The organism is Rhodococcus sp. WMMA185, assembly GCF_001767395.1.
Lineage (GTDB): Bacteria > Actinomycetota > Actinomycetes > Mycobacteriales > Mycobacteriaceae > Rhodococcus_F.
In genome coordinates this window covers 235,696-249,164 of sequence record NZ_CP017014.1, presented here as the reverse complement: position 1 = coordinate 249,164, position 13,469 = coordinate 235,696, and the positions used below count along the sequence as shown (strand labels likewise).

The window sequence follows — 13,469 nt, the reverse complement described above, 5'->3', positions numbered from 1 at the left end:
GTGGAAACGCCACACCTTTACCGACGTGGAAACGCCACACCCTTACCGACGTGGAAACGCCACAGCCTACCGACCTGGAACTCTCACACCCTGCGATCCCACCCGGCCGATCACGTCCAAGGCATCGCGGAGCGCGGACAGCGAGTGTGCCGGGAGGAAGGCATCGCAGAGTGGCAGCGCAGCCGCCATGGATCCGGCGAGCGGCTCGAAGCCGGGGTCGCCGGCGCGAGGGTTGAGCCACACCACGCTGTGCGCACGCCGTCGGATGCGTACCAGCATGTGTGCGAGAGTGTCCGGGTCGTCGCTGTCCCATCCGTCGGAGGCGATGACGACCAGCGCGCCCCGCAACGCGTTGCCGTGCGGCGATGCCAGCAGCTCACCCAGGCTGCCGGCGATATGGGTGCCGCCGAACCGGTCGGCCACCTTCTCGTTCGCCCTCTCGACCGCGGTCTCGGCGCTGCGATGCGACAGCACCGGCGTCAGGCGCGTCAGGGAAGTGGAAAAGGCGAACACCTCCGGTCGACCCGCGCTCGGCCGCTGCACGGCTGCCCGCATGAGGTGCAGATAGATTGCCGCGTATGGCTGCATCGATCGGCTCACGTCACAGAGCATCACGATGCGACGCGGGCGGGTCCGGGTGCGCGATCTCGCAAGGACCACCGGTTCCCAACCCGTGGCCCTCGACCGATTCATGGTGGCGCGCAAGTCGATACGCCGACCACGGCGGTGCACTTCGCGGCGGCGGGCACGGCGGCGCGGCCATCGGGCGGTGGCCTGCTCGAGCCATGATCCAAGGAGCCTGAGATCGTCGGCATCGAACCGCGCGAAGGGTTCGTCCGCCATTGCGGCGAGACGGCTGGGTAGGGTGTCCGGCACAGCGGTGAGCACATCGTCGAGTTCCTCGACGGACCCGCCGCCGGTCACCGTCGGTCGGGTCACCCACGGCACGCCCTCGACGTCCTCGACCTCCTCGTCGCCACGATCGCGTCCGCCATGGATACCGGCCAGCGAGGTCTCCCGCCCCGGCGCCACGCGGCGTGCGACCGGATCCAGGGATACGAGCGCGTCGTCGAACACCGCAGAAAACACCGCATCGAAGGCGGCGAGGTCTTCCACGCGGTTGACGAGAGTCAGACGTGCCGACCAGTAGAGCGGCGCTCGCGAGGTCGGAGGTGACAGGTGTAGGGACTCCACGAAAACTGCTGGGCCGCTGGCAGAAACAATGACACCGCTGGATCTGAGTTTGGCCACCAACGCCACGGCGAAGGCCGCCAGATCGACCCCTCGCAGAATTCCAGAGGACGTCATCGTCCTCGGCGACCGACCAGGACCGCGACCACAACTCCCGCCAGGACGGCGACCACAACAGGAGCGTAGCGCTTCCATTTCCCGGCACCCGAAAGCTCGAGCAGATCCAGTGGCTCGGACTCGGATACGGGCCGGACAGCCGTGAGCGTGGAGGTACCTTCCGCGACCTCGGCTGCAGACTGCCCCTGATCGACGGGCCCCTCGGTCAGCCGTGATTCCAACGACTCCGCGAACTGTCCGAGGAGTTTCTCCGACACCTGCGTCAGCATGCCGCTACCGAATTGCGCGAGTTTGCCGACGATCTTCATGTCGGTGTCGACGGTGACGCGAGTGCCGTTGTCCACCTCGTACAACTGCGCGGTGATCGTCGCTGACGCATTGCCCGACCCCCGTGATTCCCGGCCACTGGCGTCGATCACCGCTCGGTACGTCTTCTCGTCAAGGACGACGAAGGTGGCCTTGCCTTTGAACTCACTCGTCACCGGACCGACCTTCACTTTGACCTTGCCCAGGTAGTCGTCCCCCTCCCGTCCGATCATCTGCGCGCCCGGCAGCAGCGGGGCCACTTCGTCGAGATCGCTCAGCACCTCCCATGCCTTGTCGATCGGTGCACTGACGGTGAACTCATTGGCAATCTTCATGACACTTGCCCTCTCATCGTGTGGCCAGGTCGTGTGCGTAATCGGCGAAAGCGTCCTGGATTGTCGTGCGGTCGTCCGGAGTCTTGGCAAGCGCACTCAGGCTCCGGAACGCGTCGTCTCGAACGAGATCGGCGACACCGAGCGCGGCTAGTGCCGAAACCCAGTCGATCGTTTCCGCGATCCCGGGCGGCTTGTCGAGATCGAGTTCGCGTGCCTGGCCCACGAATCGTGTGGCGTGGTCGATGAGAAGCGCCTCGGCCGCCGGGACGGTACGCCGCACGATGGCGGCGGCCCGGGCGGGTTCGGGATAGTCGATCCAGTGGTACAGGCAGCGCCTCCGGAGAGCGTCATGTAGATCCCGACTCCGGTTGGATGTCAACACAACGACGGGGTGATGTTCGGCCGTGAAGGTTCCGAGCTCGGGAACCGTCACCGATCCCTCGCCCAGGAACTCTAGGAGAAGTGCCTCGAATTCGTCATCGGCTCGGTCAATTTCGTCGATCAGTAGCACCGGCGGGGTAGGGCCCCGATACCTCACGCACTGGAGGATCGCGCGTTGCAGCAAGAACTCCTCGGTGAAGAGGTCATCCTCCTCGAGCCCGTCGCCTCGAGATTCGGCCAGCCGGATGGTGAGCAGTTGCCGCTGATAGTTCCAGTCATAGAGCGCCTCGTTGGCGGTGAGGCCCTCGTAGCACTGCAATCGGATCAGCGGCGCGTCGAGCACGTTGGCGAGAGTCTTGGCTGCGGTCGTCTTACCGACGCCGGGTTCGCCTTCGAGCAGGAGCGGACGTCGCAGCACGGTTGCGAGATACAGCGCCGACGCGGTACCGAGGTCGAGAAGATAGTCCTCGTGATCGAAGCGGCGCACAACATCCGCCACATCCTCGAATACCTGCGTCATGCCGCTCCCCCCGCCTGCGAAAAGGACGCTCGACAACCCGGTCCGCAGAACCAGAAATCCTCGCCGCCTCGACTCAGGTGCAGGGTGTCCGGACCAACAACCACACTCATCCCGCACACCGGATCGATCGCCTCGGTCGCCGCCGGTTCGGACGATTCGGTTGCCGGAGCGACAAGCCCGCCGATCCGCAATTCCCTGACCAACTCCGCTGCGATCGACACTGCGATCTCGGCCGCTGTCTTTGCGCCGATGTCCAAGCCGACCGGAGTGTGCACCCGGGCCCGCTCGGCCCCCGTCAGATCCAGGGTGTCGAGAATTGCCCCACCTCGGGTTCGACTGGCGACGAGGCCGACATAGCCGACACCGGCATCGAGAGCAGCCCGAATCACCTCGGCTTCGGGTCCACCGTGACCAGCGAGAACCACGGCGGTGGCCCCGGAGAGTTTCTCGATGTCCGCGTCGTCTCCCTCGACGGCGAAACCCAACATCTCAGCCATATTCGTCAGATGGTTCGCGATCGGTGTGGTCCCGTAGATCCGCACCAGCGGCGCCGGCAACTGTGGCTCGAGGAATATCTCCATGGCGCCGCCCGACAGGCACGGATTCACCACGACGGACGCACCCGGAGCTTCGGGGAATTGCACGGCACCGTCCGGAAGGACGCGCAGCAGGACGCTCTCGTTGGTCTCGAGCGCGGCCAGGGCCGCCTGCCGAACCGAGTTCTGCGCGCACTGACCACCGACGAAACCCTCGATCGACCCATCCTGCAGGAGGATCGCCTCGTCTCCGGAGTGACTCGACGTCGGCTGTTGCGCCCGCACCACTGTGGCACGCACGAACGGCCTGCGGTCACGCGTCAGCTGCGCCGCACGCTCCTTCAGATCCATCGGACCTGTTTCCATCGGACCTCCTGCCGAGTGAAGTTGTGCCCTGGTCAGATCGGTGGAGTCGCACGGCCCTGCATTGCTTCCCACACCCGCGACGGCGTGAGCGGCATGTCGGCGTGCCGAACACTGAACGGGGCGAGCGCGTCCACGACGGCATTCACCACGGCCGCCGGTGATCCGACGGTCGCGGACTCACCGACGCCCTTCGCGCCGATCGGGTGGTGGGGCGACGGCGTGACGGTGAAGCCCGTCTCGAGCGGCGGGATCTCGAGGGACGTGGGGATCAGATAGTCCATGAGCGATCCGGAGAGACAGTTGCCGTCCTCGTCGAACTCGATGATCTCCATCAACGCCATACCGATGCCGTCGACGATTCCGCCGTGCACCTGGCCCTCGATGATCATCGGGTTGATGCGAGTGCCGCAGTCGTCGACGGCGAGGAACCGCCGCACCTTCACCTCCGCGGTGCCGGGATCGACGTCGACGACGCAGAAGTAGGCGCCGTAGGGGTAGGTCAGATTCTCGGGGTTGTAGCAGATCTGCGCCTCTAGCCCACCCTCGATGCCCTCCGGCAGATCGCCCGCGCCGTGCGCCCGCATTGCGATGTCCTGGATCGTCACCTTAGCGGACGGGTCGCCCTTGACGTGGAATTCGCCCTTCTCCCATTCCAGATCCGCAACCGAGACCTCGAGCATTCCCGACGCGATGATCTTCGCCTTGTCCCGCACCTTGCGTGACACCAGTGCCGCCGCCGCCCCCGACACCGGCGTCGACCTACTGCCGTACGTGCCGAGCCCGAACGGCGTGTTGTCCGTATCGCCGTGCACGACATCGATGTCGTCGGGCGGAATCCCCAACTCCTCCGCCACGATCTGCGCGAACGTCGTCTCGTGCCCCTGCCCCTGCGTCTGCACCGACAACCGCACCACGGCCTTGCCCGTCGGGTGCACACGCAGCTCGCACCCATCCGCCATGCCCAGTCCGAGAATGTCCATGTCTTTCCGAGGCCCGGCACCGACCGCTTCTGTGAAGAACGACATCCCGATCCCCATCAGTTCACCGCGTTCGCGGCGCTCAGCCTGTTCCCGGCGCAGCTGTTCGTACCCGACCAGGTCCATGGCCTTGCGCATGGTGGTCTCGTAGTCGCCCGAGTCGTACACCCACCCCGTCTTGCTGGTGTAAGGGAACTGGTCCGGCTTCAGCAAGTTCTTCAGCCGGAGTTCCGCCGGATCCATTTTCAGATCGAACGCGAGACAGTCGACGAGCCGCTCGACCAGATAGACCGCCTCGGTGATACGGAACGAGCAGGCGTACGCCACGCCGCCGGGTGCCTTGTTCGTGTAGACCGCCGTCATCGCACAGTGCGCGGCCTCGATGTCGTAGCTGCCGGTGAAGACGCCGAAGAATCCTGCCGGATACTTCAAGGGCGCCGCCGTTCCGTTGAACGCCCCGTGGTCGGCGAGCACCTTCGTGCGGATCGCGAGCATCTTCCCCTCGGAGGTCGCCGCGATCTCACCGACCATGATGTAGTCGCGGGCGAATCCGGTGCTCATGAGATTCTCGCTGCGATCCTCCATCCACTTCACCGGCTTGCCCGTCACCAGTGATGCCACGATCGCGCACACGTACCCGGGGTAGATCGGGACCTTGTTACCGAATCCTCCACCGATATCGGGAGAGACCACCCGGATCTTGTGCTCGGGGATTCCCGCGACGAGGGCATAGAGCGTCCGGTGTGCGTGCGGGGCCTGCGAGGTGGAGTACAAGGTCAGCTTGCCCGAGACCCGGTCGACGTCCGCGACCGCTCCGCACGTCTCCATCGGCGCCGGATGCACTCGGGGGTAGACGATCTCCTGCTTCGTCACTACGTCCGCCTTCGCGAACACGGCCTCGGTAGCCTCGGCATCTCCTGTCTCCCAGTCGAAACAGTGATTGTCTTTCTTGCCGTCGAGGTCGGTGCGGATGACGGGAGCGTCCGGAGACAGAGCCGTGCGAACGTCGACGACGGGATCGAGCATGTCGTACTCGACGTCGATCAACTCCAGCGCATCGCGCGCGGAGTATCGATCCTCTGCGATGACGAACGCTACCTCTTGACCCTGGAAACGCACCTTGTCGGTGGCGAGCACGGCCTGCACGTCATTGGACAACGTCGGCATCCATGCCAGGTTCTTCTCCGCGAGGTCCGCGCCGGTCACCACCGCCTTCACCTTCGGAAGCTCTTGCGCCGCAGAGGTATCGATACTCACGATTCGTGCGTGCGCGACGGGCGAGCGCAGAATCGCCAGATGCAGCATCCCCGGAAGGGTGATGTCGTCGAGGTAGTTGCCTGCCCCTCGAATGAACCGCGGATCCTCCTTGCGGAGCATGCGGCCGTGGCCGCAAGGCTTCTTGTCGTTGTCTTCCAGCTGGGCGTCTTCCAGTTCGACGCCGCCGGACGCCGGACGTGATTCGGTGGTGGTCATGACGCACTTCCTGCATGTTCGTCCGCCGTCTGGGGGGCACTCTCACTGCCGGCGGACTCACCGTCGCGGTGCTCGGCGGCCCATTGAATCGAGCGGACGATCGTGGTGTACCCGGTGCAGCGGCAGATCTGCCCGGAAATCGCTTCCCGGATGGTGGCCTCGTCCGGGCTTTCCTCCCGATCGAGCAAAGCCCGGGCCGTCATCATCATTCCGGGGGTGCAGAACCCGCACTGCAATCCGTGGCACTGCATGAAACCCTGCTGGACCGGATCGAGTTCGCCGTCTTGCTCGAGACCCTCGACCGTGCGGACGTCGTGTCCGCCGGCCATCGCCGCGAGCATTGTGCACGACTTCACCGGATCGCCATCTACGGTGACCACACAGGTTCCGCAGTTGCTGGTATCGCACCCCCAGTGGGTCCCGGTCAGACCGAGTTGGTCACGAAGGAAGTGAACCAACAGCATGCGCGGTTCTATCTCGGCGGCCACCGGGTCGCCGTTGACGGTCATATTCACCTGCATGGCTACGCCTCTTCCTGGCTCGGCTCGTGCCCGACTTCGCTGCGGAGCACTCGATCGACCGCGGTACGGAGCGTGCGGATCGTCAGTTCCGACGCGAGATGACGTTTGTAGTCCGCCGTGCCCCGCGCGTCCCCGACCGGCGCGCAGGCCTGCGAGGCGAGGCGTCCGGCCTGCTCGAACGTCTCCTCCGACGGAGGACGACCGACGAGGTAGTCGGCGACCGACGCGAGTCCGGACGGGTCCGCGTCGACCGCGGTCAGGCCGACCGCCGCGCGTGCGATCTCACCGCCCTCCACCGTCACCGCAGATCCGGCCGCTGTGACCGCCCAATCCCCGGTTCGCCGTTCGACCTTGGCGTATGCGCTCGAACTGTGGCTGCGCACTGGAATCACGACTTCGATGAGCATCTCGTTGTGTTCGAGCGCCGTCTCATACGGTCCGACCTCGAAATCGGATACCGGGATTTCGCGGCGTCCGCGCGGGCCCTGCACCACGCACGTCGCGTCAATGACCTCGCATACCGTCGTGAGATCTTCTGCGGGATCGGCTTGGCACAGCGAACCACCGATGGTTCCCCGATTACGTACGACCGGATCCGCGATCACTTTCTCCGCGTCGCGGAACAGCGGAAACACCGCCGCGAGTTCGTCCGATTCGAGGAGCCTGCGGTGCCGTGTCATCGCGCCGATCCGCACTTTCTTGGGCTCCGTCGTGATATATCCGAGTTCGCGCTCGAGGTCGTTGATGTCGATGAGGTACTCGGGATTGGCGAGGCGAAGCTTCATCATCGGAAGTAAACTGTGCCCGCCCGCCACGAGTCTGGCTTCGTCGCCCAGTCGGTCGAGCAGGCTAATGGCGTCCTCGACGCGGGTTGCGCGCTCGTACTCAAAATTCCCTGGAACTTGCATTGTGGCCTTCCTCACAAAGGGGGATTCTTTCAGACTGCGCAAGAACCTGTTGCCCGTCAAGCCCGGGCGAATCGCGTGATACGGGATACGCCGATCGCGCATACAGATGCACCAAGCAATCTCGGTGAAATACCCTGCCTTGGAGGGTAAATGGGGAAACTTGAAGGCTCGTGTCCTTCGGAGTCAGACCTGATCGACGCGCGAGTCGACGGGCTCGTCGTGGTGAATCCGCCCGCTCGACTCCGCGAGCGGGCGCCCGGTCCCTCCCCATCGGTGGGCAATGATCTCGGCCGCGATCGACACCGCCGTCTCCTCCGGTGTCCGGGCGCCGATATCGAGCCCAATCGGACTGGACAGCCGAGCAAGTTCGGTGTCGGTCACACCGGCCTCGCGCAGGCGCTCGCGCCTGTCCAGGTCGGTTCGGCGCGATCCCATCGCCCCGATGAACGCGATATCAGGCAGCCGCAGCGCCATCTCGAGCAGTGGGACGTCGAATTTCGGATCGTGGGTGAGCACGCAGATCACCGTCCGACCGTCGATAGCGCCGGCCTCGGCCTGGTCGGCGAGGTAGCGATGCGGCCAGTCCACCACCACCTCGTCCGCCGTCGGAAACCTCGCGGTTGTCGCGAATACCGGGCGAGCGTCACACACCGTCACTCGATAACCCATGAATGATCCCTGCCTGGCCACGGCCGCAGCGAAGTCGATTGCCCCGAACACGAGCATGCGTGGCCTGGGCGCGTAGCTGGCAACGAATACTTCCATCCCCTCACCACGACGCTGCCCGTCCGCACCGTACGTCAGCACGGCGCTGACACCCGCTGCGAGAAGGCCCCGAGCATCATCGGTGACGGCACAATCCGCACGGGCCGAACACAACGACCCGCTGCGATTCTCCGGCCACACGACCAACCGACGCCCTATCCGCGCGGAATCCGGATGCGCAATCACCGTTGCCACCGCTACCGGGCGGTGATTCTCGATGTCGCCGGCCACCTCGCCCAGCTCCGGGAACCTCTCGCGCGATACCGGTTCGACAAAGATATCGATGGTTCCGCCGCAGGTCAGTCCGACAGAGAAGGCGTTCTCGTCGCTGACTCCGTACCGCTGCAACTCCGGCACCCCCGAAGCCGTGACCTCTGCAGCCAAGTCGTAGACGGCCCCCTCGACGCACCCACCCGAAACCGACCCGGAGACGCTCCCATCCGGTGCCACGACCATCGATGCCCCGGGCGGTCGCGGTGCCGAGTGGAACGTGCGGACCACGGTTCCGACTCCCGCCGTTCCACCTGCGGTCCACACCGCCATCAGATCTGCCAGCACCTCGCGCATCAGAACCTTCCCAGCCGAGTCAGGCCCCACCTCCTTCCAGCCTATTCTGCTAGGGGCTGTTCGGCTCAGGAGCTGCAAAATCGGCCTCAACCGGGCCCAAGGAACGGTGAGGTGCCCGCGGTATCTCTACACGTTTTTGACGGCGCCCGAGTTCAACGTCGAACCATCAAACCTTTGCCAGAGATACCGCACCACTCACGTTGCCCCACAAGTTTGTTGGCGGCGTTGTCGGTTGTCGACCTCATCGTGGATCGCCGACTGGGCGCGGTCCGAGAATTGCGAATCGGGCTATCTCGACCGCCGGTTCTTCGAACAGCATTCTCGCTCAACTATTCCCACATCGGCTCCCCTCTGGGGCGGGTAGGCAGCAGCGCGAAACCCCGTGACCTTCCTCACTGCAGAACATGCCGATCCGGACGAATAGGCCGCGTCGCATTGATGGTCCCCGTATAGTCCCCACCCGCTGGAATGACTGTTCGAGGGGGTCCCATCACGATGTCACGCACCACCATTGTCGACCCGTCCGGTCGTGTAGGTAGCCAGAGGGCAGAGCCCCGGACCGGGCCACGGCAAACGGCAGGGTTGGTCGCTGCCCTGGCTGTGGGGCTGATGCTCACGGCAACTCCGGCTGCGCACGCCGACACCGTCACCACCACGATCGACGTGGGCAAAGGCCCGGACGGGGTCGCAATTACCCCCGACGGCACCCACGCCTACGTCACCAACACCCTCAGCAACACGGTGTCGGTAATCGACACCACCACCCACGACGTCACCACCATCGACGTCGGGAACCTACCGTTCGACGTGGCCATCACCCCCGACGGCACCCGCGCCTACGTCACCAACCTCCGAAGCAACACGGTGTCGGTAATCGACACCACCACCCACGACGTCACCGCGATGGACGTCGGCGACGACCCGTCCGCGGTGGCGATCACCCCCGACGGCACCCGCGCCTACGTCACCAACCTCCGAAGCAACACGGTGTCGGTAATCGACACCACCAACCACGACGTCACCACGATCGACGTCGGCGACGGACCGAACGAGGTGGCGATCACCCCCGACAGCACCCGCGCATACATCACCCACAACAGCGGCCACGCGGTGTCGGTGCTCGACACCACCAACCACACCGTCATCACCACCGTCGACGTCGGCCGCAACCCGATCGATGTGGCGATTGCTCCCCGTGGCACCCACGCCTACGTCACCCACACCAACGGGGACGCGGTGTCGGTACTCGACACCACCACCCACACCGTCACCGCGATCGACGTCGGCGACGGACCGACCGGGGTGGCGATCAACCCCGACGGCACCCACGCCTACATCACCCACAACAGCGGCGACGCGGTGTCGGTACTCGACACCACCACCCACACCGTCGCCACCACCGTCGACGTCGGCGACGGACCGACCGGGGTGGCGATCAACCCAGACGGCACCCACGCCTACGTCACCAACAACAACAACAACACGGTGTCGGTAATCGCGATCGAGGAGTCACGGTCGTCATTCGGCAGCCTCGGCTCACTGAGCTGGCCGTCCTAATCAACAGGCTCGGACCACCAGAAATGCCTCCGCCCAGGCACCCCTTATCCGTCGAAGGAGTCCTATCACGATGTCGCGCAACACCATTGCTGACTATCCCCGTCTCGTCGGTCGCCCGGATGCGGAACCCGGCACCGGGCAAGAGCGCGCCGTGGGTATGGTCGCCGCCCTGGCTGCGGGGCTGATGTTCTCAGCCGTCCCTGCCGCGCACGCCGACACCGTCACCACCACCATCGGCGTCGGCAGCGGCCCGGACGGCGTCGCAATTACCCCCGACGGCTCCCACGCCTACGTCGCCAACCGAGACTCGAACTCGGTGTCGGTGATCGACACCACCACCCACGACGTCACCACGATCGACGTCGGCGACGAACCGCACGACGTGACGATCACAGCCGACGGCACCCACGCCTACGTGACCAACTTCGGTGGCGGCACGGTGTCGGTGCTCGACACCACCACCCACACCGCCACCACCATCGATGTCAGCAGCTATCCGCTGAGAGTGGCGATCACCCCCGACGGCAACCACGCCTACATCACCAACCTCACCCGCGACATGGTGTCGGTGATCAACACTGGAGCCAACACCGTCACCACCACCATCGACGTCGGCGACGGACCGTACGGGGTAGCGATCACCCCCAACGGCAACCACGCCTACATCACCAATGCCTCCAGCGACACGGTGTCGGTGATCAACACTGGAACCAACGCCGTCACCACCACCATCGACGTCGGCGACGGACCGTACGGGGTAGCGATCACCCCCAACGGCAACCACGCCTACATCACCAACAGCAGCGACAACACTGTGTCGGTGATCGACACCACCACCAACACCATTGCCACCACCATCGGCGTCGGCAACTCCCCGAGCGCGGTAGGGATCACCCCCGACGGCACCCGCGCCTACGTCACCAACACCCTTGGCAACACGGTGTCGGTACTCGACACCGCCACCAACACCGTCACAGACACCATCGACGTCGGCGACGACCCGACCGGGCTGGCGATTACCCCCAACGGCACCCACGCTTATATCACCAACAGCAACGACGACACGGTGTCGGTGCTCGCGATCGACGCGGCACCAACGCTGACCGGCACACCCCCGGTCGGTGTCGTCGGGCAGCCCTACGAGTACGCCTTCACCCTGACCGGAGAGCCTGAACCCACCACCACCTTCACCGCCGGACCCCTGCCCGATGGGCTTACTATCAGTGCCGATGGTGTCCTGTCCGGCACCCCCACTGCCGCAGGGAAGTTCGCATTCACGGTCACCGCGATCAACGGCATCGGTGACGACGCCTACCTGCCCGTCACCCTCGACATCACGGACACGCCGTCGACCGGGTCCAGCGGCAGCCTCGGCTCGTTGGCCTGGCCCTCCTGACCCACAGGTTCGAACCACCGCACCCGATCTTGGCGCTCGCAAGCAAAGCCTGTGCGCCCCAACCGCTGCGGGACATGCCGAACGGCACGAATATCCCGCACTGCGCCGGTAGGTCCCGTAAAGTCCGCCTCGCACAGGAAGACTTTTCGGTTTCCATCTCGCGGTGCCCCGCGCGTGCTGAGCCCCGTGAATTCCGGTACCCAGGCGCCGTTTCGTCCTTCGAAGGAGTCCGATCACGATGTCGCACACCACAGTCGAATCACCCCATCGCGGCGGTTGCACGGAGTCGGGGTACCGCACTGGGCAACGACGCACAGTAAGCCTCGCCGTCGCCCTCGCGGCGGGACTGGTGCTAGCGGCCGCCCCGACCACGCATGCCGACACCGTCACCACAACCATCGATGTCGGGGACTATCCAGTCGGGGTGGCGATCACCCCCGGCGGCACCCACGCCTATGCGATCAATCACGGCGGCGATTCGGTGTCGGTGATCGACACCACCGCCCACACCGCAACCACCATCGAGGTCGGCAACGGCCCGGGCGATGTGGCGATCACCCCGGGCGGCACCCACACCTACATCACCAACTACTACGACAACACCGTGTCGGTGCTCGACACCACCACCCACGCCATCACCACCATCGACGTCGGCCAAAAGCCCGTCGGGGTGGCAATCACCCCGAACGGCACCCACGCCTACGTCACCAACAGCGCCGACAACACCATGTCGGTAATCGGCACCACCGCCCACACCGCAACCACCATCGACATCGGCAACGGCCCGGGCGATGTGGCGATCACCCCCGACGGCACCCACGCCTACATCACCAACCTCTACGACAACACCGTGTCGGTGCTCGACACCACCACCCACACCGTCACCACCACAATCGACGTCGGAGACAAACCAAAAGCGGTTGCGATCACCCCCGACGGCACCCACGCCTACATCACCAACAGCGCCGACAACACCGTGTCGGTAATCGGCACCACCACCCACACCGTCACCACCACAATCGACGTCGGCCACGGCCCGTCCGGAGTGGCGATCACCCCCGACGGCACCCACGCCTATGTCACCAACCTCTACGGCGACACCGTGTCAGTGATCGACACCGCCACCCACACCGCCACCACCATCGACATCAGCAACGGCCCGTACGGGGTGGCGATCACTCCCAGCGGTACCCACGCCTACGTCACCAACTACTCGGGCCATTCAGTGTCGGTGATCGCGATCGAACAAGCACAGTCGACGGGATCGCTCGGCAGCCTCGGCTCACTGGCGTGGCCGTCCTGATCGGATCGGATCGCAGACGAATCCTGACATCAGCGCACTGATCGGCGGCCCACGATTCAACAGAGATGTGCAGGTGCACATCATCGCGCTCAAAACGTGGGCGAATAGCGGTTGTCGCAGGTGGTCGGCTCAGACAACGTGTGTTTATTGACCACGACACGTGTGGGAAAGCCTGGATCATGACGGGACGCATCACCGGTGAAACGAGGCGAGCCGACGTCGTCGACTGATCTTGCAGCGAAAGGCCACA

General features: G+C 65.0%; 11 protein-coding genes. 3 read left to right on the top strand and 8 right to left on the bottom strand.

Going from position 1 to position 13,469, the window contains the following annotated elements; all coding sequences use genetic code 11:
* Positions 1-66: 66 nt before the first annotated feature.
* The 8 genes from BFN03_RS00940 to BFN03_RS00905 all read right to left on the bottom strand — a co-directional run bounded on the left by BFN03_RS00940 (position 67) and on the right by BFN03_RS00905 (position 8,963).
* Complete coding sequence (locus tag BFN03_RS00940; RefSeq protein ID WP_070377435.1) at positions 67-1,308, bottom strand: vWA domain-containing protein; 1,242 nt, start codon at positions 1,306-1,308, stop codon at positions 67-69.
* On the bottom strand, positions 1,305-1,949 hold the full coding sequence (locus tag BFN03_RS00935) for an SRPBCC family protein (protein ID WP_070377434.1): 645 nt from the start codon (positions 1,947-1,949) through the stop codon (positions 1,305-1,307). The genes BFN03_RS00940 and BFN03_RS00935 overlap by 4 nt, the downstream gene beginning before the upstream one ends.
* A gap of 13 nt (positions 1,950-1,962) precedes the next feature.
* On the bottom strand, positions 1,963-2,850 hold the full coding sequence (locus BFN03_RS00930) for an AAA family ATPase (RefSeq protein WP_070377433.1): 888 nt from the start codon (positions 2,848-2,850) through the stop codon (positions 1,963-1,965).
* Complete coding sequence (locus BFN03_RS00925; protein ID WP_070377432.1) at positions 2,847-3,737, bottom strand: XdhC family protein; 891 nt, start codon at positions 3,735-3,737, stop codon at positions 2,847-2,849. The genes BFN03_RS00930 and BFN03_RS00925 overlap by 4 nt, the downstream gene beginning before the upstream one ends.
* Positions 3,738-3,784: 47 nt before the next feature.
* Positions 3,785-6,202, bottom strand: a complete 2,418-nt coding sequence (locus BFN03_RS00920; RefSeq protein ID WP_070377431.1) for an aerobic carbon-monoxide dehydrogenase large subunit — start codon at positions 6,200-6,202, stop codon at positions 3,785-3,787.
* Positions 6,199-6,723, bottom strand: coding sequence for a (2Fe-2S)-binding protein (locus BFN03_RS00915; protein WP_070377430.1), 525 nt, complete (start codon positions 6,721-6,723; stop codon positions 6,199-6,201). The genes BFN03_RS00920 and BFN03_RS00915 overlap by 4 nt, the downstream gene beginning before the upstream one ends.
* Before the next feature lie 2 nt (positions 6,724-6,725).
* Positions 6,726-7,631 carry an FAD binding domain-containing protein gene (locus BFN03_RS00910; protein WP_070377429.1) on the bottom strand — a complete coding sequence of 302 codons (906 nt, stop codon included), beginning with the start codon at positions 7,629-7,631 and terminating at the stop codon, positions 6,726-6,728.
* Positions 7,632-7,814: 183 nt separating this feature from the next.
* Positions 7,815-8,963 carry an XdhC family protein gene (locus tag BFN03_RS00905; RefSeq protein WP_070380492.1) on the bottom strand — a complete coding sequence of 383 codons (1,149 nt, stop codon included), beginning with the start codon at positions 8,961-8,963 and terminating at the stop codon, positions 7,815-7,817.
* A gap of 495 nt (positions 8,964-9,458) precedes the next feature.
* Here BFN03_RS00905 and BFN03_RS00900 point away from each other — a divergent pair, with 495 nt between their 5' ends.
* From BFN03_RS00900 to BFN03_RS00890, 3 genes are all read left to right on the top strand, one after another.
* Positions 9,459-10,520 (top strand): beta-propeller fold lactonase family protein, encoded by a 1,062-nt coding sequence (locus tag BFN03_RS00900; protein WP_084385454.1) that lies wholly within the window; start codon positions 9,459-9,461, stop codon positions 10,518-10,520.
* 70 nt (positions 10,521-10,590) lie between these two features.
* Positions 10,591-11,916, top strand: coding sequence for a beta-propeller fold lactonase family protein (locus BFN03_RS00895; protein ID WP_084385453.1), 1,326 nt, complete (start codon positions 10,591-10,593; stop codon positions 11,914-11,916).
* 238 nt (positions 11,917-12,154) lie between these two features.
* Positions 12,155-13,219: a YncE family protein gene (locus tag BFN03_RS00890; RefSeq protein ID WP_084385452.1), complete on the top strand. Its 1,065-nt coding sequence runs from the start codon at positions 12,155-12,157 to the stop codon at positions 13,217-13,219.
* Positions 13,220-13,469: the final 250 nt, after the last annotated feature.

Excerpts from the sequence above, each read along its gene's own strand:
- BFN03_RS00940 (WP_070377435.1), bottom strand. The coding sequence starts at position 1,308 with ATGACGTCCTCTGGAATTCTGCGAGGGGTCGATCTGGCGGCCTTCGCC.
- BFN03_RS00935 (WP_070377434.1), bottom strand. The coding sequence starts at position 1,949 with ATGAAGATTGCCAATGAGTTCACCGTCAGTGCACCGATCGACAAGGCA.
- BFN03_RS00930 (WP_070377433.1), bottom strand. The coding sequence starts at position 2,850 with ATGACGCAGGTATTCGAGGATGTGGCGGATGTTGTGCGCCGCTTCGAT.
- BFN03_RS00925 (WP_070377432.1), bottom strand. The coding sequence starts at position 3,737 with ATGGATCTGAAGGAGCGTGCGGCGCAGCTGACGCGTGACCGCAGGCCG.
- BFN03_RS00920 (WP_070377431.1), bottom strand. The coding sequence starts at position 6,202 with ATGACCACCACCGAATCACGTCCGGCGTCCGGCGGCGTCGAACTGGAA.
- BFN03_RS00915 (WP_070377430.1), bottom strand. The coding sequence starts at position 6,723 with ATGCAGGTGAATATGACCGTCAACGGCGACCCGGTGGCCGCCGAGATA.
- BFN03_RS00910 (WP_070377429.1), bottom strand. The coding sequence starts at position 7,631 with ATGCAAGTTCCAGGGAATTTTGAGTACGAGCGCGCAACCCGCGTCGAG.
- BFN03_RS00905 (WP_070380492.1), bottom strand. The coding sequence starts at position 8,963 with ATGCGCGAGGTGCTGGCAGATCTGATGGCGGTGTGGACCGCAGGTGGA.
- BFN03_RS00900 (WP_084385454.1), top strand. The coding sequence starts at position 9,459 with ATGTCACGCACCACCATTGTCGACCCGTCCGGTCGTGTAGGTAGCCAG.
- BFN03_RS00895 (WP_084385453.1), top strand. The coding sequence starts at position 10,591 with ATGTCGCGCAACACCATTGCTGACTATCCCCGTCTCGTCGGTCGCCCG.
- BFN03_RS00890 (WP_084385452.1), top strand. The coding sequence starts at position 12,155 with ATGTCGCACACCACAGTCGAATCACCCCATCGCGGCGGTTGCACGGAG.